The sequence below is a fragment of the Pseudomonas sp. Colony2 genome, assembly GCF_019382755.1.
Lineage (GTDB): Bacteria > Pseudomonadota > Gammaproteobacteria > Pseudomonadales > Pseudomonadaceae > Aquipseudomonas.
This window is the reverse complement of sequence record NZ_CP080030.1, coordinates 6,558,076-6,579,918: the sequence shown is the minus strand read 5'-3', so window position 1 is coordinate 6,579,918 and position 21,843 is coordinate 6,558,076. Positions and strand designations below refer to the sequence as shown.

The 21,843-nt window shown below is 61.3% G+C and carries 17 protein-coding genes; 7 read left to right on the top strand and 10 right to left on the bottom strand.

The window, feature by feature from the left end; all coding sequences use genetic code 11:
- Window positions 1-312: 312 nt before the first annotated feature.
- The 4 genes from JV201_RS26870 to JV201_RS26855 all read left to right on the top strand — a co-directional run bounded on the left by JV201_RS26870 (window position 313) and on the right by JV201_RS26855 (window position 7,389).
- Window positions 313-2,118 (top strand): phenylacyl-CoA dehydrogenase, encoded by a 1,806-nt coding sequence (locus JV201_RS26870; RefSeq protein ID WP_003211060.1) that lies wholly within the window; start codon window positions 313-315, stop codon window positions 2,116-2,118.
- Window positions 2,119-2,323: 205 nt separating this feature from the next.
- Window positions 2,324-3,613, top strand: coding sequence for a diguanylate cyclase (locus tag JV201_RS26865; RefSeq protein WP_023659318.1), 1,290 nt, complete (start codon window positions 2,324-2,326; stop codon window positions 3,611-3,613).
- A gap of 90 nt (window positions 3,614-3,703) precedes the next feature.
- Window positions 3,704-5,488 carry an acyl-CoA dehydrogenase C-terminal domain-containing protein gene (locus JV201_RS26860; protein ID WP_219406225.1) on the top strand — a complete coding sequence of 595 codons (1,785 nt, stop codon included), beginning with the start codon at window positions 3,704-3,706 and terminating at the stop codon, window positions 5,486-5,488.
- A 122-nt stretch (window positions 5,489-5,610) separates the two neighbouring features.
- A complete protein-coding gene (locus JV201_RS26855) occupies window positions 5,611-7,389 on the top strand; it encodes an acyl-CoA dehydrogenase C-terminal domain-containing protein (protein ID WP_008434378.1) in 1,779 nt (592 codons plus the stop codon).
- A gap of 226 nt (window positions 7,390-7,615) precedes the next feature.
- Here the strand turns inward: JV201_RS26855 and JV201_RS26850 are convergent, their stop codons facing one another.
- Entirely contained in the window at window positions 7,616-8,506 is an 891-nt protein-coding gene (locus JV201_RS26850) for a LysR family transcriptional regulator (RefSeq protein WP_003211052.1), read from the bottom strand.
- A gap of 209 nt (window positions 8,507-8,715) precedes the next feature.
- Here JV201_RS26850 and JV201_RS26845 point away from each other — a divergent pair, with 209 nt between their 5' ends.
- Together JV201_RS26845 and JV201_RS26840 are read left to right on the top strand one after the other, a co-directional pair.
- Window positions 8,716-9,996, top strand: coding sequence for an aspartate aminotransferase family protein (locus JV201_RS26845; protein WP_219406224.1), 1,281 nt, complete (start codon window positions 8,716-8,718; stop codon window positions 9,994-9,996).
- Window positions 9,997-10,182: 186 nt separating this feature from the next.
- Entirely contained in the window at window positions 10,183-10,341 is a 159-nt protein-coding gene (locus tag JV201_RS26840; protein ID WP_003211049.1) for a YqaE/Pmp3 family membrane protein, read from the top strand.
- Window positions 10,342-10,348: 7 nt separating this feature from the next.
- Here JV201_RS26840 and pqqE read toward each other — a convergent pair whose 3' ends face one another.
- The 9 genes from pqqE to JV201_RS26795 form a co-directional block, all read right to left on the bottom strand.
- Window positions 10,349-11,488 (bottom strand): pyrroloquinoline quinone biosynthesis protein PqqE, encoded by a 1,140-nt coding sequence (pqqE, locus tag JV201_RS26835; RefSeq protein WP_008434380.1) that lies wholly within the window; start codon window positions 11,486-11,488, stop codon window positions 10,349-10,351.
- Window positions 11,481-11,756 (bottom strand): pyrroloquinoline quinone biosynthesis peptide chaperone PqqD, encoded by a 276-nt coding sequence (gene pqqD, locus JV201_RS26830; RefSeq protein ID WP_003211043.1) that lies wholly within the window; start codon window positions 11,754-11,756, stop codon window positions 11,481-11,483. The genes pqqE and pqqD overlap by 8 nt, the downstream gene beginning before the upstream one ends.
- Window positions 11,753-12,505 carry a pyrroloquinoline-quinone synthase PqqC gene (gene pqqC, locus JV201_RS26825; RefSeq protein ID WP_003211042.1) on the bottom strand — a complete coding sequence of 251 codons (753 nt, stop codon included), beginning with the start codon at window positions 12,503-12,505 and terminating at the stop codon, window positions 11,753-11,755. The genes pqqD and pqqC overlap by 4 nt, the downstream gene beginning before the upstream one ends.
- A gap of 11 nt (window positions 12,506-12,516) precedes the next feature.
- Window positions 12,517-13,428, bottom strand: coding sequence for a pyrroloquinoline quinone biosynthesis protein PqqB (gene pqqB, locus JV201_RS26820; protein WP_003211040.1), 912 nt, complete (start codon window positions 13,426-13,428; stop codon window positions 12,517-12,519).
- Between the two features lie 77 nt (window positions 13,429-13,505).
- Window positions 13,506-13,580, bottom strand: coding sequence for a pyrroloquinoline quinone precursor peptide PqqA (gene pqqA, locus JV201_RS26815; protein ID WP_003194766.1), 75 nt, complete (start codon window positions 13,578-13,580; stop codon window positions 13,506-13,508).
- A 159-nt stretch (window positions 13,581-13,739) separates the two neighbouring features.
- A complete protein-coding gene (gene pqqF, locus JV201_RS26810) occupies window positions 13,740-16,112 on the bottom strand; it encodes a pyrroloquinoline quinone biosynthesis protein PqqF (RefSeq protein ID WP_219406223.1) in 2,373 nt (790 codons plus the stop codon).
- Window positions 16,113-16,163: 51 nt separating this feature from the next.
- On the bottom strand, window positions 16,164-16,958 hold the full coding sequence (locus JV201_RS26805; protein ID WP_219406222.1) for a carbon-nitrogen hydrolase family protein: 795 nt from the start codon (window positions 16,956-16,958) through the stop codon (window positions 16,164-16,166).
- Window positions 16,959-16,968: 10 nt separating this feature from the next.
- Complete coding sequence (locus JV201_RS26800; RefSeq protein WP_219407228.1) at window positions 16,969-18,651, bottom strand: NAD(P)/FAD-dependent oxidoreductase; 1,683 nt, start codon at window positions 18,649-18,651, stop codon at window positions 16,969-16,971.
- A 167-nt stretch (window positions 18,652-18,818) separates the two neighbouring features.
- The gene (locus tag JV201_RS26795; protein ID WP_050543199.1) at window positions 18,819-19,301 is read right to left on the bottom strand and encodes an Lrp/AsnC family transcriptional regulator; all 483 of its coding nucleotides are present in this window, start codon (window positions 19,299-19,301) and stop codon (window positions 18,819-18,821) included.
- Window positions 19,302-19,462: 161 nt separating this feature from the next.
- Between JV201_RS26795 and JV201_RS26790 the strand changes: the two genes are divergently transcribed.
- Window positions 19,463-21,823 carry a glucose/quinate/shikimate family membrane-bound PQQ-dependent dehydrogenase gene (locus JV201_RS26790; RefSeq protein ID WP_219406221.1) on the top strand — a complete coding sequence of 787 codons (2,361 nt, stop codon included), beginning with the start codon at window positions 19,463-19,465 and terminating at the stop codon, window positions 21,821-21,823.
- Window positions 21,824-21,843 lie beyond the last annotated feature (20 nt).

Sequence of the window (21,843 nt, the reverse complement as noted above, 5' to 3'; positions counted from 1 at the left end):
TTCTCTGTGGGAGCTGGCTTGCCTGCGATAGCGTCACCTCGATCCTCCTGATACACCGCGGCGCCCGCATCGCAGGCAAGCCAGCTCCCACACTGATCTTCACCGCTCAATAATCTTTTTCCCCCTGAATCGTCATGCGGCATTTCGCTGCAGGCCTTGCCGTGCCTGACGTTGACCTGCGTCATGACAAACGGCGTTTGCGCGACGCTTGACAAGGATTGGTCGTAAACGTATGTTTCAAACAACTGTTTGACCGCCACAACACATCCATGCGGTTGTTCATCCCAGATACATCAGCAGAGGTTTATCGCTATGCCTGACTACAAGGCCCCCTTGCGTGATATTCGCTTCGTTCGTGACGAACTGCTTGGCTATGAAGCGCACTATCAGAGCCTGCCGGCTTGCCAGGACGCTACCCCGGACATGGTTGACGCCATTCTCGAAGAAGGCGCCAAGTTCTGTGAGCAGGTACTGGCACCGCTGAACCGCGTGGGTGATATCGAAGGTTGCACCTGGAGCGAGTCAGGCGTTAAGACCCCTACCGGTTTCAAAGAAGCCTACAAACAGTTCGTTGAAGGCGGCTGGCCAAGCCTGGCCCACGACGTGGCGCACGGTGGCCAGGGCCTGCCGGAATCCCTGGGCCTGGCGGTCAGCGAAATGGTCGGCGAAGCCAACTGGTCGTGGGGCATGTACCCGGGCCTGTCCCATGGCGCGATGAACACCATTTCCGAGCACGGCACCCCCGAGCAGCAAGAGGCTTACCTGACCAAACTGGTGTCGGGCGAGTGGACCGGCACCATGTGCCTGACCGAACCGCACTGCGGCACCGACCTGGGCATGCTGCGCACCAAGGCCGAGCCTCAGGCTGATGGTTCCTACAAGGTTTCCGGTACCAAGATCTTCATCTCGGCCGGCGAACACGACATGGCCGACAACATCGTCCACATCGTGCTGGCTCGCCTGCCGGACGCACCGGCTGGCACCAAAGGCATTTCGCTGTTCATCGTTCCCAAGTTCGTACCGAACGCCGACGGTTCGATTGGCGAACGCAACGCGGTGTCCTGTGGTTCCCTGGAACACAAGATGGGTATCCACGGCAACGCCACCTGCGTGATGAACTTCGACGCGGCCACCGGTTTCCTGATCGGCCCGGCGAACAAAGGCCTGAACTGCATGTTCACCTTTATGAACACCGCTCGCCTGGGCACCGCGCTGCAAGGCCTGTCCCACGCTGAAATCGGCTTCCAGGGCGGCCTCAAATACGCTCGCGACCGCCTGCAAATGCGCTCCCTGACTGGCCCGAAAGCGCCGGACAAGGCCGCCGACCCGATCATCGTGCACCCAGACGTGCGCCGCATGCTGCTGACCATGAAAGCCTTCGCCGAAGGCAACCGCGCGATGGTGTACTTCACCGCCAAGCAGGTTGATGTGGTCAAGTACGGCACTGACGACGAAGCCAAGAAACAGGCTGACGCACTGCTGGCCTTCATGACCCCGATCGCCAAGGCGTTCATGACCGAAGTCGGTTTTGAATCCGCCAACCACGGCGTGCAAATCTACGGCGGCCATGGCTTCATCGCCGAGTGGGGCATGGAGCAGAACGTTCGCGACAGCCGCATTTCGATGCTGTACGAAGGCACCACCGGCATCCAGGCCCTCGACCTGCTGGGCCGTAAAGTGCTGATGACCCAGGGCGAAGCGCTGAAGGGCTTCACCAAGATCGTCCACAAGTTCTGCCAGGCCAACGAAGGCAACGAAGCCGTACAGGAATTCGTTGCACCGCTGGCGGCACTGAACAAAGAGTGGGGCGAGTTGACCATGAAGGTCGGCATGGCGGCCATGAAAGACCGCGAAGAAGTCGGTGCCGCTTCGGTGGATTACCTGATGTACTCCGGTTATGCCTGCCTGGCTTACTTCTGGGCCGACATGGCCCGCCTGGCCGCCGAGAAACTGGCTGCCGGCACCACCGAAGAAGGCTTCTACACCGCCAAGCTGCAGACTGCGCGCTTCTACTTCCAGCGCATCCTGCCGCGTACCCGCACCCACGTTGCAACCATGCTGTCGGGCGCCAACAACCTGATGGACATGAAAGAAGAGAACTTCGACCTGGGCTACTAAGCCTCGGCCAGTTCGCTTCAAAAGCCGCCGCTCCTTCGGGAGCGGCGGTTTTTTTTGCGCGATAAAAAACCACAGTACCGCACTCAGGGATTGCTCCGAGCGGCCGTTACAGTGATGGCAATGTGATACGCATCACATCGAATGTGCTTAACTGTGATCAGTGAAGGCACTGTGCCATCTTTTTTTGTGGGTCGGAGCTTTACCCTTGTCGCGCGCGTCTGCTGTACGTTTCAGTCATTTTTTACCTTCACTGCTTTTACTGCTGGCGGGGCTCTCGGCTGCGTATGTGAAGGATCTCAATGTGTTCTTCACTTCACTGTTCAATGTGCTGCCGACCCTCGTGCTGCTGCTGGGCGGCTCGTACTGCGCGGTCTACCGGCGCCAGCGAGAGCTGTTCCTGATGATCACGGTGTATGTGGTCTATTTCCTGCTGGATACCCAGACCGATTACTACCGCGATAACGGTCGCGTGCGGGACGACGCGGCCGTGGTCTTCCATCTGTGTTGCCTGCTGTTACCGTTGCTGTTCGGCATCTACGCGGTCTGGCAAGAAAAAACCCACCTGTTTCGTGACTTCGTCGCACGCTGCGCGGTGCTGTTTGCGGTAGGCAGCGTGGCGCTTGCCCTTGAACAAAGTTTCCCCCATGCCTTGTTGAGCTGGTTGGCCGAAATTCGCTGGCCCGCCTTGCATGGCCGCTGGATGAGCCTGATCCAGCTGTCGTACCCGATGTTCCTGATTGGTTTTGTGACCCTGGCCGCGCAGTACTGGTATCAACCAAGACCGCTGCACGCCGCGCAGCTGGTAGGGTTGCTGGGGTTGTTCTGGATGTTGCCGCAGACGTTCATCCTGCCGTTCACCCTGAACATCATGTGCAGCCAGGTGATGCTGATGATCGCTGCCGGGGTGGCCCACGAGGCTTATCAAATGGCCTTCCGTGACGAGCTGACCGGGTTGCCGGGCCGCCGCGCGCTCAATGAGCGCATGCAGCGCCTGGGGCGCAATTATGTGCTGGCCATGGGCGACGTCGATCACTTCAAGCGTTTCAACGATACCCATGGCCACGACGTGGGCGACCAGGTACTGCGCCTGGTGGCCAGCAAGTTGTCCAAGGTCAACGGCGGCGGCCGGGCCTACCGCTATGGCGGTGAGGAATTTGCCGTGGTATTCGCCGGCAAGACCCTGGATGAATGCCTGCCGCACCTGGAAGAGATCCGCGAAATCATCGCCAACTACGACATCAAACTGCGTAACCCGGACCGTCCCCACGACGACCAGCAGGGGCGCCAGCGTCGTGTGGGCAATGGCGCTTCCAGCGTGTCGGTGACCGTCAGCATCGGTGTGGCCGAACGCCAGGCCGAGCAGCGCAGCCCTGAAGAAGTGCTCAAATCCGCCGACCAGGCGCTGTACAACGCCAAGGGCGCGGGGCGTAACTGCGTGGTCGCTGCGGGGCAGACCCGCCGCGGCGCGGTCCGCATGGACAGCGCTGCCGGTTGAGTGATGGTGGTGTATTCAGCGGCCCTACAGTGATTGTCCGGTGGGCCGTGCGGCAGTAGGTTGAAGGCATCTGCTGCCGGAGACATTGCCATGCCTGACTATAAAGCTCCCCTGCGCGACATGCGCTTTCTGATCGATCACGTCTTTGACTTCCACGGCCACTACGCCGCGCTGGGTGCAAGCGATGCCAGCCCGGACATGGTCGGCGCGATCCTCGAGGAAGGTGCGAAGTTCTGCGAAAACGTCCTGGCGCCGTTGAACCGCTCCGGCGATGAAGAAGGCTGCCATTTCGACAACGGTGTGGTGACCACGCCCAAGGGCTTCAAGGAAGCCTTCGCGCAGTACGTGGAAGGCGGCTGGCACGGTTTGGCGGCTGACCCGGCCTACGGCGGGCAGGGCTTGCCAATGTCCCTGGGCCTGGTGCTCGCGGAGATGATCTCCTCCAGCAATACGTCCTGGGGCATGTACCCCGGCCTGACCCACGGTGCGATGTCGGCGATCCGTGCCCACGGCACTGAAGAGCAGAAAAACACCTACCTGAGCAAACTCACCGCGGGCCAGTGGACCGGCACCATGTGCCTGACTGAAGCCCATTGCGGCACCGACCTTGGCCTGATCAAGACCCGCGCCGTACCGCAGGCCGACGGCAGTTATGCAGTCACCGGCAGCAAGATTTTCATCTCGGCCGGCGAGCATGACATGAGTGACAACATCATCCACCTGGTGCTGGCCAAGCTGCCGGATGCGCCGGCCGGCACCAAGGGAATCTCGCTGTTTATCGTGCCCAAGTTCCATGCCGACTCGGGCGAGCGCAACACGATGAGTTGCGGCTCCATCGAGCACAAGATGGGCATCAAGGCGTCGGCCACCTGTGTGCTGAACTTCGATGGCGCCCGGGGTTTCCTGATCGGTGAGGCGGACAAGGGCCTCAACTGCATGTTCACCATGATGAACCATGCGCGCCTGGGCACCGGCATGCAGGGCCTTTGCCTGGGGGAAGCGAGCTTCCAGGGTGCGATCAAGTACGCCAACGACCGCTTGCAGATGCGCTCGCTGACCGGCGCCAAGGCACCCGAAAAAGCCGCTGATCCGATCATCGTCCACCCGGATGTGCGGCGCATGTTGCTGACCATGAAAGCCTTCAATGAAGGCAACCGCGCATTGACCTACTTCTCGGCACAGTTGCTCGATACCGCACACCTGAGTGGCGACGAGGGGCAACGCCAGGAAGCCGAAGACCTGTTGGCCTTCCTTACGCCGATCTGCAAGGCGTTCATGACCGAAACCGGGCTGGAGGTGACCAACCACGGCATGCAGGTGTTCGGTGGCCATGGCTTCATTCGTGAATGGGGCATGGAGCAACTGGTTCGCGATTGCCGGATTGCGCCGATCTATGAAGGGACCAACGGCATCCAGGCCCTGGATTTGCTCGGGCGCAAGGTGCTCGGCAGCCAGGGCAAGCTGCTGCGCGGCTTTACCAAAATCGTCCACAAGTTTTGCGCGGCCAACGCCGAACATCCGCAACTCAAGGCCCATGTGGCTCAGCTCAACCAGTTGAATCAGCAGTGGGGTGAGCTGACGGTCAAGGTAGGCATGGCAGCCATGAAAAACCCGGATGAAGTCGGCGCTGCAGCCCTGGATTACCTGATGTACAGCGGCTACATAATCCTTGCCTACTTGTGGCTGCGCATGGCGCTGGTGGCGCAGGAGCAGTTGGACAGCGGTAGCGGTGATGCCGATTACGCCCGAGGCAAGCTGGCGACCTGCGAGTTCTACTTCAAGCGCCTGCTACCGCGCACGGCCGCGCACCGGGCGGCGGTGGAGGCGGGCAGTGAGTGCCTGATGAGTCTGCCGGCGGAGCTGTTTGCGCTTTAGTGACCGTAAAATACTTGTTGGTCACAAGCAGACCCTATGTGTCACAAAAGTTGTTCGGTTACACTCGGGGTCTGTAAAACCGACCCCACCCGAATAACGTTAAAGTTCTCACGAGGTTTGCCATGGCTGACTACAAAGCGCCGCTGCGCGATATGCGCTTCGTCCTCAACGAAGTTTTCGAGGTCGCCAAACTCTGGGCCCAACTGCCCGCGCTGGCAGAAACCGTCGACGCCGAGACCGTTGAGGCAATCCTCGAAGAAGCCGGCAAAGTCACCTCCAAGACCGTCGCCCCGCTCAGCCGCGGCGGCGACGAAGAAGGCTGCCGCTGGGAGAATGGCGCGGTCTTCACCCCGGCTGGCTTCAAGGACGCCTACAAAACCTACGCTGAAGGCGGTTGGGTAGGTGTTGGCGGCGACCCGGCGTACGGCGGCATGGGCATGCCCAAGGCAGTGTCGGCCCAGGTAGAAGAGATGATCAACTCCTCGGGCCTGGCCTTCGGCCTCTACCCGATGCTGACCTCCGGCGCCTGCGTGTCGATCAACACCCACGCCAGTGAAGAGCTCAAGGCCACTTATCTGCCGAATATGTACTCCGGCGTGTGGGCCGGTTCCATGTGCCTGACCGAACCTCATGCCGGCACTGACCTTGGGATAATTCGGACCAAGGCCGAGCCTCAGGCAGACGGTTCCTACAAGGTCAGCGGCACCAAGATCTTCATCACCGGTGGCGAGCACGACCTCACCGAGAACATCATCCACCTGGTGCTGGCCAAGCTGCCGGACGCACCGGCGGGTCCCAAGGGTATTTCGCTGTTCCTGGTGCCCAAGTTCATGGTCAATGCCGACGGCAGCCTGGGGGCGCGCAATCCGGTGACCTGCGGCTCCATCGAACACAAGATGGGCATCCAGGCGTCTGCGACCTGCGTGATGAACTTCGACGAAGCCGTGGGCTACCTCGTGGGCGAGCCTAACCGTGGCCTGGCCGCGATGTTCACCATGATGAACTACGAGCGCCTGGGTGTGGGCATCCAGGGCCTGGCCTCCGGTGAGCGCTCTTATCAGAACGCTATCGAATATGCGCGCGACCGCCTGCAAAGCCGTTCGCCAACCGGTCCGAAAGCCAAGGACAAGGTCGCTGACCCAATCATCGTCCACCCGGACGTGCGGCGCATGCTGCTGACCATGAAAGCCTCGAACGAAGGTGGCCGTGCGTTCTCCACCTATGTGGCGATGCAGCTCGACACCGCCAAGTTCAGCGAAGACGCCACCGTCCGCAAACGCGCGGACGATCTGGTTGCTCTGCTGACCCCGGTTGCCAAGGCGTTCCTGACCGACCTGGGCCTGGAAACCACCGTGCACGGCCAGCAGATTTTCGGCGGCCACGGCTACATTCGCGAATGGGGCCAGGAGCAACTGGTGCGTGATGTGCGCATCACTCAGATCTACGAAGGCACCAACGGCATTCAGGCCCTGGACCTGGTGGGACGCAAGATCGTCGGCAGCGGTGGGGCGTTCTACAAGCTGTTCGCTGATGAGATCCGCCATTTCACCGCCACTGCCGGCGCCGAACTGGCCGAATTCACCAAGCCGCTGAACGCGGCCGTGGATGACCTGGACGAACTGACCGCCTGGCTGCTGGACCGCGCCAAATCCAACCCGAATGAAATCGGCGCGGCATCCGTGGAATACCTGCACGCGTTCGGCTATATGGCTTATGCCTACATGTGGACCCTGATGGCCAAGGCGGCTCTGGGTAAAGAGGCTCAGGAAGACTTCTACGCCAGCAAGCTGGGCACTGCGCGTTTCTACTTTGCACGCTTGCTGCCGCGGATCGCGTCCCTCAGCGCCTCGGTAAAAGCCGGTAGCGAATCGCTGTTCTTGCTGGATGAAGCACTGTTCTAAGGACTTGGAGGGCGTGTAAGCATTCTCTTACATGACGTGCTGCTATTCGTCCTCTATCGCCAAATTGGATCCACGGATAATCTACTTCACATGGACGTCGCGCAGGAAGCGCAAAGCAACAACACGGACACGTAGGATTCTGCCAGGAAGGCGGAGTGAAATGGATGTCAGGGAAACAGTCTGCAAAGCCCCGCTTCGGCGGGGTTTTCTTTTGCCTGCGAAAAAGTCAGGCGGGCGCGTTCATCACGTCTTCCAGCAGCGTGCGCAACAATTCCAGCGTCGCCTGCTGGCGCTGCACATCCCGGCACACCAACCCCACTTTCAACGGCACCCGTGGTTCGCTCAAGGGTTTCCACAGCAACGCCTTGCTGTTGTGTTCATCCTGGGAGCGTCCGGGAAGCACCGTCGCCAGCTTGGTGTGGGGCAGGCTGTCGAGAATCCCCGCCATCGTATTCAACTCGGCCTGCACTTGCGGGCGTCGGCCCAGGTTGGCCAATTGACCTTGCCATATCTGGCGCACCTGAAACTCTTCCCCCAGCAGCAACATGGGTAACTCGGCGGCTTGCTTCAGGGAGACTTTCTTGAATTCCCGCAGCGGGTGATCAGCCGGGATGACCACCTTCAGTTCATCTTCATACAGCAGCACGCCGTGCAGCCCCGGCTGGCGTGGCGGCAGGTAGCTGATGCCGATATCCAGCGAGCCGTTGAGCAGCCGGCGTTCGATTTCCATCCCGGTCAGCTCGTAGATCTGTACGACCAGGTGCGGCTGGGCCTTGCGCACCCGTTCGAGCATCTGCGGCACCAGGCTGGTGTGCACGGTTTGCAGAACGCCGATCGCCAAGGTGCGCAGTGCCTGGCCCTTGAAGTTGCGCAGTGCTTCCACCGCGTGCTGCATACCGTCGAGCAAGGGCAGGGCGTGGTTATACAAAGTGTGGGCGGCGAGGGTCGGCAGCAGGCGCTTGCTGCTGCGTTCGAACAGGCTCACATCAAGGTTTTGCTCGAGCTGGCGAATCTGCTGCGACAAAGCTGGCTGGGAGATCGACAGGCGCTCCGCTGCCCGCCCCACATGGCCTTCTTCGTACACCGCGACGAAATAACGCAGTTGCTTGAAATCCATAAGTAATGCTTATCGAAAATGCTGGAAAATCGAAATGGCCGAGTGCCCCCGAGGCGCCTAGTCTAGCGCCTATTCACAGGGCTTACAGGGCCGGAAAGCAAGATGAGTAGTGTTTATGTTGACGGTGTTTGCATAGGCAAGGCAAAAAACCTCCGCCATGGGTTTATCGGTAATACCGACCAAGGTGCGATTGCCAAAGAGGTTCATCCATGAACCTGTTCAACCTGCGTCGCCCCGCCCCCAGCCTGGATGATCTGATCCTCGAGGCGAAGACCCCGGCTCTGCGAGACGATCTTTCCAGCGATTGCCTGATGCCCAGCGTGGCCCGCCCGCCCCAGGTGTTTGTACGCGGCCAGGGCTCCTGGCTGTGGGACAGCGAAGACCGCGCCTATCTCGACTTCAGCCAGGGTGGCGGCGCCAACAGCCTGGGCCATAGCCCACAGGCAGTGACCAAGGCGCTGGCCGATCAGGCCCAATCGCTGATCAATCCCGGTAACAGCCTGCACAACCGCGTTCAACTGAACCTCGCCGACCGCCTGTGCCATCGCACCGGCAGCGACCACGCCTACCTGCTCAACAGCGGCGCGGAAGCCTGCGAAGCGGCCATCAAGCTGGCGCGCAAATGGGGCCAACTGCACCGTGGTGGCGCCTATCGCATCATCACCGCGAGCAACGGTTGCCATGGCCGCAGCTTTGCCGCGATGTCGGCCTCGGCAGCCGCCAGTGAAAACCGTTTTGAGCCCCAGTTGCCAGGCTTCAGCCACGTGCCGTTCAACGACCTGCCGGCGCTGCACGCGGCGGTGGATGCGCAAACCGTGGCAATCATGCTGGAACCGATCCAGAACGATGCCGGCGTCATTCCCGCGACCGAGCATTACCTCAAGGGTGTCGAACGTCTGTGCCGTGAGCTGGGAATTCTGTTGATCCTCGATGAAGTGCAAACCGGCACCGGCCGTTGTGGCACGTTGCTCGCCGAACAGTACTACGGCGTACGTGCCGACATCATCTGCCTGGGCAAGGGCTTGGGTGGTGGTGTGCCACTGGCGGCGTTGCTCGCGCGGGGCAAGGCGTGTTGTTTTGAAATCGGTGAGCTGGAAGGCACCCACCATGGCAACGCGCTGATGGCTTCCGCTGGTATAGCGGTGCTCGATACCGTACTGAGTCACGAATTTCTGGAGCACGTTTGCGAGGTTGGCGCTTATCTGGGCGAAGGGCTTGCCCGCCTGGCGCATCGCTATGACCAGGGTGAACTGCGCGGCCAGGGCCTGATGTGGGGACTGACTCTGTCGGAGGATTCGGCAGATGCGGTGGTAAACGCCGCGCTCAGTGAAGGCCTGATCCTGAGCGCGCCGCAACCCGATTGCCTGCGCTTTACCCCGGCGCTCACATTGAGCAAAAGCAACGTCGACGAAATGCTCCTGCGTCTGGCCCGTACCTTCTCCCGGGTGCGCACTGCACAGCTGCAATGCCGCAAGGGCATTGCCGTTTAAGCCCCATATTTCCTGAACCGTCTCGCGGTATACGCGGCGCCTCCAGCCTGATTCTTTTGGCTGGGGGCGTTTTTTTGTCCGCGAATTAGACGATGGCTGAGTGCCAGATCCCACTGAACCCTTACCAACGGCCAAGGTCGATTAGCTTGTACGGCTCACACGAGCCGATTTTCTGGAGCTGAACCCATGGATATCATTCGCATCATCATCGCTATTCTGCTGCCGCCACTGGGTGTGTTCCTGCAAGTGGGTTTCGCTGGCGCGTTCTGGCTGAACATCCTGCTGACCTTGTGCGGTTACATTCCCGGCATCGTGCACGCGGTGTACATCATCGCCAAACGCTAAAAAGACCTCAGCCTTTCGCGATCAGCCGTGAGTTGCGCTCATTGCGAAAGGCCAGTTGCTCGATGGTCTGGGTGGCGTGCTCCGCTTCTTCGCGGGCCTGGAGGATCATGCCGTGGTGCTCCGATTTGCTGCACACCGGGTCGGCGTTGCTGGCATCCCCGGTCAGCATGAACGCCTGGCAGCGGCACCCACCGAAGTCCTTTTCCTTCTCGTCACATGAACGGCACGGCTCGGGCATCCAGTCGTAGCCGCGAAAGCGGTTGAAGCCAAACGAGTCGTACCAGATGTGTTGCATGCTGTGGTCGCGCACATTGGGAAATTGCACCGGCATCTGTCGGGCTCCGTGGCACGGCAGGGCAGTACCGTCCGGCGTTACTGTCAGAAAGATGCTGCCCCAGCCATTCATGCAGGCTTTCGGGCGTTCCTCGTAGTAATCCGGCGTGACGAATATCAGCTTGCACGGGTGGCCTTCGGCTTCGAGCTTGGCGCGGTATTCGTTGGTGATGCGTTCGGCGCGCACCAGCTGTTCCTGGGTCGGCAACAGGCCGACACGATTGAGCTGGGCCCAGCCGTAGAACTGGCAGGTGGCAAGCTCGACAAAGTCCGCTTCCAGGGCAATGCACAGCTCAATGATGCGGTCGATCTTGTCGATATTGTGCCGATGGGTGACGAAGTTCAGCACCATCGGGTAGCCATGGGCTTTCACTGCCCGGGCCATTTCGAGTTTTTGCGCGAAGGCTTTTTTCGAGCCGGCCAGCAAGTTGTTCACTTGCTCGTCACTGGCCTGGAAACTGATCTGGATATGGTCCAGGCCGGCCTTCTTGAAGTCGCTGATCTTCTGCTCGGTGAGGCCGATGCCGGATGTGATCAGGTTGGTATAGAAACCCAGCTTGCGCGCCTCGGCGATCAGTTCGGCGAGGTCCTGGCGCACCAGCGGCTCACCGCCGGAAAACCCCAGTTGCGCAGCGCCCATTTCCCGGGCTTCACGAAATACCTTGATCCACTGTTCCGTGCTCAGTTCCTTGCCCTGCTCGGCGAAATCCAGCGGATTGGAGCAGTACGGGCATTGCAGCGGGCAGCGGTAGGTCAGCTCGGCCAGCAACCAGAGCGGCAGGCCGATTTCCGGCTTGGGTGGCAGGTCAGGCAAGTTCGATCCAGTGCTGAGCACGGGCAACCTCCATGAATTGCTCGATGTCTTCACCGAGCTCGGGCACGCCAGGGAACTGCTTGTCCAACTCGGCGATGATTGCGCTGACATCGCGCTCGCCGTCGATCAAGCCACCGATCAACGCGGCGCTGTCGTTGAGCTTGATCATGCCTTCCGGGTACAGCAGCACATGGCCTTTTTGCGCCGGTTCGTACTGGAAACGATAGCCCTGGCGCCAGGTCGGTTTTTTGCTGCGATCGAAGCTCATAGGGTGATCCCCTTATGCCATACACGCTGGTCGGTCACGCTGTGATACGGCGGGCGTTTCAGTTCATAAGCCATGCTCATTGCATCGAGCATGCTCCAAAGAATGTCCAGTTTGAACTGGAGAATTTCCAGCATGCGCTCCTGGCCTTCGCGGGTGGTGTAGTGCTGCAGGGTGATGGCCAGACCGTGCTCCACATCCCGGCGAGCCTGGCCCAGGCGGGTGCGGAAATACTCGTAGCCGGCGGGGTCGATCCATGGGTAATGCTGGGGCCAGCTGTCGAGGCGCGACTGGTGGATCTGCGGGGCGAACAACTCGGTCAGGGAACTGCTGGCGGCTTCCTGCCAGCTGGCCCGGCGGGCGAAGTTGACGTAGGCGTCTACCGCAAATCGTACGCCCGGCAGTACCAACTCCTGGGAGCGCAGTTGATCCGGGTCGAGGCCGACGGCCTGTCCCAGGCGCAACCAGGCTTCAATGCCGCCGTCTTCGCCGGGAGCGCCGTCGTGATCCAGCAGGCGCTGGATCCACTCACGACGAATCTCCCGGTCCGGGCAGTTGGCCAGGATCGCGGCGTCCTTGAGGGGAATGTTCACCTGGTAATAAAAACGGTTGGCGACCCAGCCCTGGATCTGCTCGCGGGTGGCGCGGCCTTCGTACATCGCCACGTGATACGGGTGATGGATATGGTAGAAGGCGCCCTTGGCGCGCAGGGCCTGTTCGAACTCGGCGGTGGTCAGCGGTGTGTCAGTCATTTGGCTCGCTCCTACAATTCAATGCTCATGCCGTCGTACGCCACTTCCACATTGCGTCGCAGCAGCTCGGCTCGCTCGGGCGAGTCTTCATCCAGGATCGGGTTGGTGTTGTTGATGTGGATAAGCACCTTGCGCTGCTTGGGCAACTGCTCCAGCACTTCCAGCATGCCGCCGGGGCCGTTTTGTGCCAGGTGGCCCATCTCGCGACCGGTGCGGGTGCCGACGCCACGGCGCTGCATTTCGTCGTCGTCCCACATCGTGCCGTCCACCAGCAGGCAATCGCTGCCGGCCATTATTTCCAGCAACGGTGCGTCAACCTTGCCCAGGCCCGGCGCATAGAACAGCTTGCCGCCGGTGCGCAGGTCTTCGACGATCAGGCCGATGTTGTCGCCCGGGTGTGGGTCGAATCGGTGAGGCGAGTAGGGCGGTGCCGCGCTACGCAGCGGCAATGGTGTGAAGCGCAGGTTGGGGCAGGCGGGGATCGTGAAGCTGGCGTCCAGCTCGATGCGGTTCCAGGCCAGGCCGCCGTTCCAGTGGGTCAGCATGGTGAACAGCGGGAAGCCGGTGCTCAGGTCCTCATGGACCATGTCGGTGCACCACACCTGGTGCGGGCAGCCTTCGCGCAGGCTGAGCAGGCCGGTGGTGTGGTCGATCTGGCTGTCCATCAGGATGATCGCGCTGATGCCGGTATCCCGCAGCGCGCGGCCCGGTTGCATCGGGGCGAAGCCTTGAAGCTGGGCGCGAATATCTGGCGAGGCGTTGCACAGCACCCAGTTCACGCCGTCATCGGAAATCGCGATGGACGACTGGGTACGCGCCTCGGCCCGCAGGCTGCCGTCGCGAAAACCTGCACAGTTCACGCAGTTGCAGTTCCATTGCGGGAAACCACCGCCCGCGGCGGAACCTAGAATCTGGACAAACATGGCCGCTCCATTACACACAACTCAAAAATAAAAACGCCCCGGGCGAGCCGAGGCGTTGCATTGCGATACAAAGCCAATCAGCGGCTGGCAAAGTACATGGTGACTTCAAAGCCGATACGCAGATCAGTGTAAGCAGGTTTGGACCAGGTCATGTTCTTACTCCTACGAAGGGAAGGGACGTTTACTACCAAGTAATACATATAGTCCACCTCCAAGCGGAGATGTTCAGATGTGTGCATGTGAATGTTACGTACTTCTTTTGAAGATAGCGCTGTCCTGCGGGAAAAAGCCTTTTACCGAAGCGGCAATGATCAGCCAGGTCGTTGCCAGGAGCCGGCGGCACAAGCGCCATTGGCCACACAGCACCATCCGCCTGCAGCAGCATTGAGTTGCTGTGCAGATACCATTAAATCCTCACGGGTGCGGGTCTGGATGAAATCTTGCAGCTGCTGGATGTAATCCGACGGGTGGCCTGCCAAGTGCGCGTGCCAGAGCAGTTCAGCGGCTTGGGAAGTGGGTAGGGCGTCGAGGGAAAATTGCCGAGCCAGATCGTTCGGCAGTTCGCTGGCGTTGATCAGCGCGGGCAGTTGCTTCAGGAACGCCTGCAGGTGATCAAGTATTTGCGCAAGAGACGCGCTTGGGGATTGCACCCCAAACAGCAGGCCGGTTTGCCCGCTGTACTGTCGGATGCCGCTGAACACCGCGTAGCCCAATTGAAGCTCAACACGCAGTTGCTGGTAGAACGGCGCTTGCACCAGATGTGCGAGTAGACGCCAGCAAGCCTCGTCCGCCAGGGAGCGTGTGGCTGTCGGGCAGAACAGCAGCAACGCGGCGTCGCTGGAATCGGTCCTGACTTCGTGCCAACGATGCTGGCTGCTGATTGACGGCAGTTCGCTGATAGCCGCTTGCGGTTGGCCGGGCAGTTTCCCGGCTGCACGTTTTATCGCCGTCTCGCAGGCGGCGGGCAGCCCCACGGCGAGCCCTTGCCAGCGAGCGGTTGACCATCGGTCTCGCCCAGCAACCTGCTGTGCAGCTTGGATGTCGGCGCAATACCCGGGCAATGCCTTGAGTAACTGCCGGATCGCCATTGCCGGCGCCGGGGAGGATGACGCTCCGGCATTTTCGTCGAGCCGGGTCAGCTTGCGTGCCACTTCCTCCAATATCGCGGGCATGGGTTCGTGCAGCCCTACCATCTTCAGCTGCCAGTGACCGCCGATTGTCTCGAAAGACAACTGAACGCCAGCCTGGCTGGCGTTCTCACGCAGCCGTGGGAAAAGCTCTGCATCCAGCGGCGAATCCAGATGCCAGCGCAGGTAGAGCGCGCCTTCATCTGTGTCGCCTGGCAAGGCCTGGCTGAAGGTCAGCGCCGAAAGGTCCTTCCGCCCACGGGAGCGATCCTGGGCGAACGTGCGCAGGCCGCGATGGGCGCTGGTTTGCCCGCGAATCAGCCCCGGGCGCTCTTCCCTGGCTGCCGGCTGCAGGAACGGATTGGTGGGCGGCAGTTGCCAGGCGTGCCGGGACGGCGGCAATTGCAGCGAGTCCAGCAGGGTCTTGAGGGAGCTGGCGCTTTGCTCGGACAGGACCAGTTCGTTGTCCTGCCGGGCCAATGCCAGGGCACCACTGACCTGTTGTTTGCGAGCAAGCAGCAAGGCGTACTCTTCCCGCAGGGGCGCCCAGTCACTGTGTGCGAAAAAGCTCAGCCAGTCGTGCAGCAGTTCTTCGATCAGTGTCGTCTGCTGCGCACCCTGAGTGTCCAGGGTGAACTTGATATCCAGCAACGCCTGTCCGGCAAATTGATACAGCGCCGTTGCGTTAATGGCGCTGACTAACTGCCGCGACTGCAACTCGGCGAGCAACCCGCCGGGCGCCGAAGTGTTCAGCCACAGGCAGAGGAAATCCAGCGCCTCAGGGGAAGCCTCGCTCACAACCACCTGATGCCAGTGGTGTTCATCGGTGTGTTGATAAGTACGTTGATTGCCGGCCAGCAACGCTGGCGCCGGCGTCTGTCGCCGCAGAGGTGCAGTCTTCAGCGCAGCGCCAAACTGATGCGCCAATGCCTCCAGCTCCACCAGCGACTGAGGGCCCGCAAGGCTCAAGGTCATCTGCCCGCAATGATAGAAACCTTCATAAAAATCCCGCAAGGCCTGCTGAAAATCCTCACGCTCTACCGGCAAGCTATCCCGGTTGCCCGCATGAAACGCGCGCAACGGATGACCCGCCGCAACCCCTCCCAGCAACGCTTGTTGCTGTTGCGCCGTGGCATCTTGCGACCAGGCAATAAACTCCGCCTGCAATACTTCGCGCTCACGCAACTGGTCTTCCAGGGCCAGGCGCGGATGGGCGAGCCTGTCCCCCAGGCGCTCCAGTGCGGCTTCAAATGCCGTAACAGGCACCTCAAAGAAAAAGTCGGTAGTGCGCTCGCGGGTGCTGGCATTCACCTGTCCACCCTGGCGCTGGACGTAGGCCATCAGCCCGTCGCTTGCAGGAAAACGCTCGGTGCCCAGGAACAATAAATGCTCAAGAAAATGCGCCAGTCCCGGCCACGCCAGGGGTACATCGTGGCTGCCCGCTGCAACGCGCAAGGCAGCCGCGGCGCGCTTCAAGCGCGGCGCATGATGCAAGGAAACCCGCAGGCCGCTGGCCAGGGTCAATTGAAGGTGATGAGGGTGGGCCGGCGCAGGCATGAGCACTTCCGAAACGTAGGAAGTGCCTATGCTAGCGCAAAGCAGCCGGGATCAGTGCTTGTGCAACGCCCCATAAAGCTCGGGACGACGGTCCAGCAGGTAGCGATTGGCCGCGCGTGAGTCGACCATCAACTGCCGATCGAGTGTGCCCACGATCAGCGCTTCATCCAGACCTGCCTGGGCAATCCGCTGGCCATCCGGTGCGGCGATGCTGCTTTGCCCGCAATACTGGATCTCGCCTTCCTGCCCACAGTAATTGGCGTAGGCCACATAACACTGGTTTTCAAACGCCCGCGCCCGCACGGTCACATCGGCGACGAAATCGAAGGGCACCATATTGGCCGTCGGTACCAGGATCAACTCCGCGCCGGCCAGCGCCAGGCGCCGGGTGTTCTCCGGGAACTCCAGGTCATAGCAAATCAGGAAACCCAGCTTCCAGCCGTTCAATTCCACCAGCGGAAAATCATCGTCCCCGGCGCTGAACATCGAGTTGTCGAGGTCGCCAAACAGGTGGGTCTTGCGGTAGTTGCACAGGCGCTGGCCATTGGCGTCGATCAGCTGCACGGCGTTGTAGATCTGCCCGTCTGCACCGCGCTCCGGATAGCCATAGAGGATCGCCACGCCCGAGTTTCTCGCCAGCGCGGCGATGGATTGGGCAGCGGGACCGTCCTGGGTTTCAGCCAAGGCGCCGACCGCTTCCACGCCGATGTTATAGCCGGTGAGAAACATCTCCGGCAGTACCAGCAGGTCGGCGTCGGTGGCCTCTTGCGCCAACTGATGCAGGCGCTTGAGATTACCGGCCACGTCCAGCGGCAAAGGCGGGCATTGATACAGGGCAACACGCATGGGCAACTCCTTACTCGGGCAGTGCGATCGGCCCGATCTCGTCGAACACATCCCCCGGCCCCGGGTTCTGCGGGTGAGTGCTGCCACCGAAGTGAGTCATGATGCCCCACACCGCGTTCAGCGAGGTTTGCACGGCGCCTTCAACCCACGCCGGGGTCCAGGACACGTCGTCACCGGCGATGAAAATACCGCGTTGCTCCGCCGGCATGTCCTTCTGCATGAAGTGCGCGTACATCCGCTGGTTATAGCGATAGTGGCCGGGAAGTGCGCCTTTGAAAGCACCGAGGAAATGCGGGTCTGCTTCCCATGACACGGTGATCGGATCGCCGATGATCCGCGCGGCGATGTCGACTTTCGGGTAGATCTTCTTCAGCGCATCCAGAGCCAGTTTCACGCGTTTCTCGATGGGTTGCGGAAGCATTTTCAGCGCATCGCTCATCCAGGAGTAGGACAGGCAGATCACCCCCGGCTTGTCGTCGCCGTTGTCGAACAGATAGGTGCCGCGGGTCAGGCGATCCGTCAGCGTCATGCTCATCAGGTCGCGGCCGGTTTCCGGATCCTTGTCCTTCCAGAATGGCCGGTCGACCATCACGAAGGTCTTCGACGACTGCATGTAGCGGGTGCGGTCCAGGGCCATCCACATCTTTTGCGAGAACAGGGTTTCGTCGCACTCGATCTGGGTGGTCAGCAGCCAGCTCTGGCAGGTGGTCAGCACGGCGGCGTATTCGCGGGTGTCACCGTAGTTGTCGGTGACGGCGAAACAGCCGTCCGGCGCGTGGGCAATGCGCTTGACCCCGGCCCGTGGCGCACCGTTGTGCAGGGAACTGAGGCTGGTGCCTTCGGGCCAGTGGGCGCAACGCTCCGGCACATGGCGCCAGATGCCCATGGGCACTTGGGCGACGCCGCCGACCACCAGATGCTGGTGATCGTCGCAGTTGGTCATCACCACGCGGAAGATTTCCAGCATCGAGTTGGGGAAGTCCGAGTCCCAGCCGCCGGTGCCGAAACCGACCTGGCCGAACACTTCGCGGTGATGAAAGGACAACTTGGCGAACGCTTTGGAGGTCGCCACGAAGTCGTAGAAGGTGCGGTCGTCCCACAACGGAACCAGCGTATTCCACAGCTCTTTCAGGCGCGGTACGTCACGGTCGCGGATGGCTTGCTGGATATCGGCGAACTGCGAGCCGGCTTCCAGGGCGTCGGCCCAGGCGTCAGCCACTTCCTGGAACAGTGCAGGAAGGTCAGCGAGTTTCTGTGCGTAGTGCGTCTGGCCTTCGAGGTCGATGACCGTGCTGCCGGAAGCCGGCGTCAGCGGGTTGGGGAAGGGTTTGGTCTCCAGCCCGAGCTTGTCCACATAGTGGTAGAACGCGGTGGAGGACACCGGGAAGCGCATGCCACCCAGTTCCGCAATGATGCCTTCGGCGCCTTCAAACGCCTGGGAGCGCAGGCGGCCACCCATTTTCGAGGCTTCATACACCACGGGTTTAAGGCCCAGCTTCATCAACTCATAGGCGGCTACCAGCCCGGCAATCCCGGCGCCGACGATCGCCACTTCGGCGCCGTGGTTGGCCGCCGGAATGCTACCCAGGCCCGCCGGGTGTTCGATCCAGTCATCAAAGGCAAACGGGAAGTCCGGGCCAAAGATAGTGATGGGCTTCTTGCCGTTTGCCGGGTGGCGATTGGTCTTGCTGATGGTGCTGGAAGGAATGCTCATGGCTGACCTTGCTGGCGGCTCGGCGGGGCGCGACCCGCTGAGTATAGGAAAAGATGGCAGCCATTCTAGGGAGCGTAGCGTTCGTTAATAAGACGCAATGTGTCGTCGGATTGAATTGTTTTTAGTCAGAGTGACGATCTTGCTGGTCAGATTGGTTGGCCGCGATCCAGTTTGTTACTGAGGATGATCGAGGTGGTGGTCTTCTCCACGCCGTCGACGCTGCCGATCTGGTCCAGCAGTTGATCCAGCTGTTCCGGCGAATCGGTGCGCAGCCAGGCCACGTAATCGAACTCGCCGCTTACCGCACATAACTGCTGAACCTGCGCCATGGCACTGATCCGGCGCAGCACTTCCTTGCCGGAGCGCGGTTGCACGGTGATCCCCACGTAGGCCTGCAAACCACCGTCCACCACCCGCTGGCTGAGGCGCACGCCATAGCCGGTAATCACCTGGGTTTTTTCCAGGCGCGCCAGGCGTGAGGTGACGGTGGTGCGCGCGATGCCCAGTTGCCGGGCAAGCATGGCCACGCTTTCACGCGCGTTGATCTGCAAGGCGGCGATCAACTGGCGATCGATTTCATCGAGGACGGGAGGGTGAGAGGCGGGCAAGGTGTTCTCCGGCGCGGGCATCAATGGGCGAGCATGTTACAGGCTCGGTCCTGGCGATACTGCCCGCCCCGCCGGGAATTTATTTTCGCCGCTGATCGAACACATTATTTTGTGCCAGATTGTGAAAAGTAACTGTTTGGTACATTATTTTGCGTTAGGTATACAGGAAGGACGTTTGCGCGATGAATAACTTTGGGGCTGCCACCGGCAGCAGATGGTTGCTGGTTGGGCTGGGCCTGCTGATCGCCTTGATCGGCCTGGGTTTGGCAGGCGGTGGCGGTTACCTCGTAGTGCTGGGCGGCAGTTGGTATTTCCTGCTGATGGGCCTGGCGATGCTGGTCTCTGGTGTGCTGATCGCCAAGCGCCGGCCTCAGGGCGCATGGCTGTACGCCGTGGCATTGGTGCTGACTGCGATCTGGGCGGTGTGGGATACCGGTCTGGAATACTGGCCGTTGGTTTCGCGAGTCCTGACCTTCGCCGTCATCGGCCTGGTAGTCGCGCTGATTTATCCACAGCTCGCCCGCGCTTCCGGATCGACACCCGGGCGCGGCGCCTATGGCGTTGCCGGGCTGCTGGGCCTGGGCGTGGTCGCCACCCTGGCGTACATGTTTGTACCGACCCACCTGGTCAAGGCCAGCAGTGAGCCTGCGGTGACTGCGGTAACGCCGGGCACCGAGCAAAAAGACTGGGCCCACTGGGGCAACACCACCGCCGGCAATCGGTTTGCCGCGCTGGACCAGATCAACAAAGGCAACATCGACAAGTTGCAGGTGGCCTGGACCTTCCACACCGGCGACATCCCCGAGAGCAATGGCGCCGGTGCCGAAGACCAGAACACCCCGCTGCAGATCGGTGACAGCGTTTACGTGTGCACCGCCTACGGCAAAGTGTTTTCCCTGGACGCCGATACCGGTGCCCAACGCTGGAAATTCGACCCCCAGGGCAGCGGCCCCAACTGGCAGCGTTGCCGTGGCCTGGGTTATTTCGACAGCAGTGCCAGCGAGCAACCCGCCGGCGCCAAAGCCTGTGTGAAACGTCTGTTTCTGCCGACCGGCGATGCCCGGTTGATTGCGATCAATGCTGAAACCGGCGCGCCCTGCGAAGACTTCGGCGACCACGGCACCGTCGACCTGAAGACCGACATGGGCGAAGTGAAGCCCGGTTATTACCAGCAAACCTCGACGCCACTGGCGGCGGGCGATGTGGTGATCGTGGGCGGGCGTGTGGCAGACAACTTCTCCACCGGTGAACCGCCAGGCGTGGTGCGCGCATTTGACGTTCACAGCGGCGAACTGGTGTGGGCCTGGGACCCGGGTAACCCGAACACCACCAAACGCCCACCTGCAGGAGAGACCTACACCCGCGGCACGCCGAACGTATGGTCGGCCATGTCCTACGACGCCAAGCTCGGCCTGGTCTACCTGCCCACCGGTAACGCCACCCCGGACTTCTTCGCCGGTGAACGTACCGCCTATGACGACAAGTGGAGCTCCTCCATCGTCGCCATCGACGTGAAGACCGGCCAGGTGCGCTGGCACTTCCAGACCACTCACCACGACCTGTGGGACTTTGACCTGCCGGCACAGCCGCTGCTCTACGACATTCCGGATGGCAACGGCGGCGTGCAACCGGCACTGGCCCAAGTCACCAAGCAAGGTGAAATCTTCCTGCTCAACCGCGAAACCGGCGTGCCCATCGCCCGGGTAGAAGAGCGCCCGGTGCCCCAGGGCAATGTGCCCGGCGAACGTTATTCGCCGACCCAGCCGTTCTCGGTGGACATGCCTTCGATCGGCAATCAGCAACTGACCGAATCCGACATGTGGGGCGCCACGCCGTTTGACCAGTTGATGTGCCGCATCCAGTTCAAGGGCATGCGCCACCAGGGCGTCTATACGCCGCCAGGCCTGGACCGCGCGCTACAATTCCCGGGCTCCCTGGGCGGAATGAACTGGGGCAGCGTGTCAGTGGACCCGAACACCCACTACATGTTCGTCAACGACATGCGCCTGGGTTTGGCCAACTACATGATCCCGCGCGACAAGATTGCCGCCGGTGCCAGTGGCATCGAAATGGGCGTGGTGCCGCAAGAAGGTACGCCGTTCGGTGCGATGCGCGAGCGCTTCCTCTCGGCGGCGGGCATTCCGTGTCAGAAGCCGCCGTTCGGCACCCTGTCGGCCATCGACCTGAAAACCCACAAGCTGATGTGGCAAGTGCCGGTGGGTACGGTTGAAGACACCGGGCCGCTGGGCATCCGCATGCACATGCCGATTCCGATCGGCATGCCGACCCTTGGCGCGTCCCTGGCCACCCAGTCCGGCTTGCTGTTTTTCGCCGGCACCCAGGACTTCTACCTGCGCGCCTTCGATACCGGCAACGGCAATGAGATCTGGAAATCCCGCCTGCCTGTGGGTAGCCAATCGGGGCCGATGACCTATGTGTCGCCCAAGACTGGCACCCAGTACATCGTGCTAACCGCCGGCGGCGCGCGACAGTCGCCGGACCGTGGGGACTATGTGATTGCCTACGCGTTGCCCAAGAAATAGGGCCTGAAAAAGCCGCACGG

Excerpts from the sequence above, each read along its gene's own strand:
- JV201_RS26870 (WP_003211060.1), top strand. The coding sequence starts at position 313 with ATGCCTGACTACAAGGCCCCCTTGCGTGATATTCGCTTCGTTCGTGAC.
- JV201_RS26860 (WP_219406225.1), top strand. The coding sequence starts at position 3,704 with ATGCCTGACTATAAAGCTCCCCTGCGCGACATGCGCTTTCTGATCGAT.
- JV201_RS26855 (WP_008434378.1), top strand. The coding sequence starts at position 5,611 with ATGGCTGACTACAAAGCGCCGCTGCGCGATATGCGCTTCGTCCTCAAC.
- JV201_RS26850 (WP_003211052.1), bottom strand. The coding sequence starts at position 8,506 with ATGGATTTCAAGCAACTGCGTTATTTCGTCGCGGTGTACGAAGAAGGC.
- JV201_RS26845 (WP_219406224.1), top strand. The coding sequence starts at position 8,716 with ATGAACCTGTTCAACCTGCGTCGCCCCGCCCCCAGCCTGGATGATCTG.
- JV201_RS26840 (WP_003211049.1), top strand. The coding sequence starts at position 10,183 with ATGGATATCATTCGCATCATCATCGCTATTCTGCTGCCGCCACTGGGT.
- pqqD (WP_003211043.1), bottom strand. The coding sequence starts at position 11,756 with ATGAGCTTCGATCGCAGCAAAAAACCGACCTGGCGCCAGGGCTATCGT.
- pqqC (WP_003211042.1), bottom strand. The coding sequence starts at position 12,505 with ATGACTGACACACCGCTGACCACCGCCGAGTTCGAACAGGCCCTGCGC.
- pqqB (WP_003211040.1), bottom strand. The coding sequence starts at position 13,428 with ATGTTTGTCCAGATTCTAGGTTCCGCCGCGGGCGGTGGTTTCCCGCAA.
- pqqF (WP_219406223.1), bottom strand. The coding sequence starts at position 16,112 with ATGCCTGCGCCGGCCCACCCTCATCACCTTCAATTGACCCTGGCCAGC.
- JV201_RS26805 (WP_219406222.1), bottom strand. The coding sequence starts at position 16,958 with ATGCGTGTTGCCCTGTATCAATGCCCGCCTTTGCCGCTGGACGTGGCC.
- JV201_RS26795 (WP_050543199.1), bottom strand. The coding sequence starts at position 19,301 with ATGCCCGCGCCGGAGAACACCTTGCCCGCCTCTCACCCTCCCGTCCTC.
- JV201_RS26790 (WP_219406221.1), top strand. The coding sequence starts at position 19,463 with ATGAATAACTTTGGGGCTGCCACCGGCAGCAGATGGTTGCTGGTTGGG.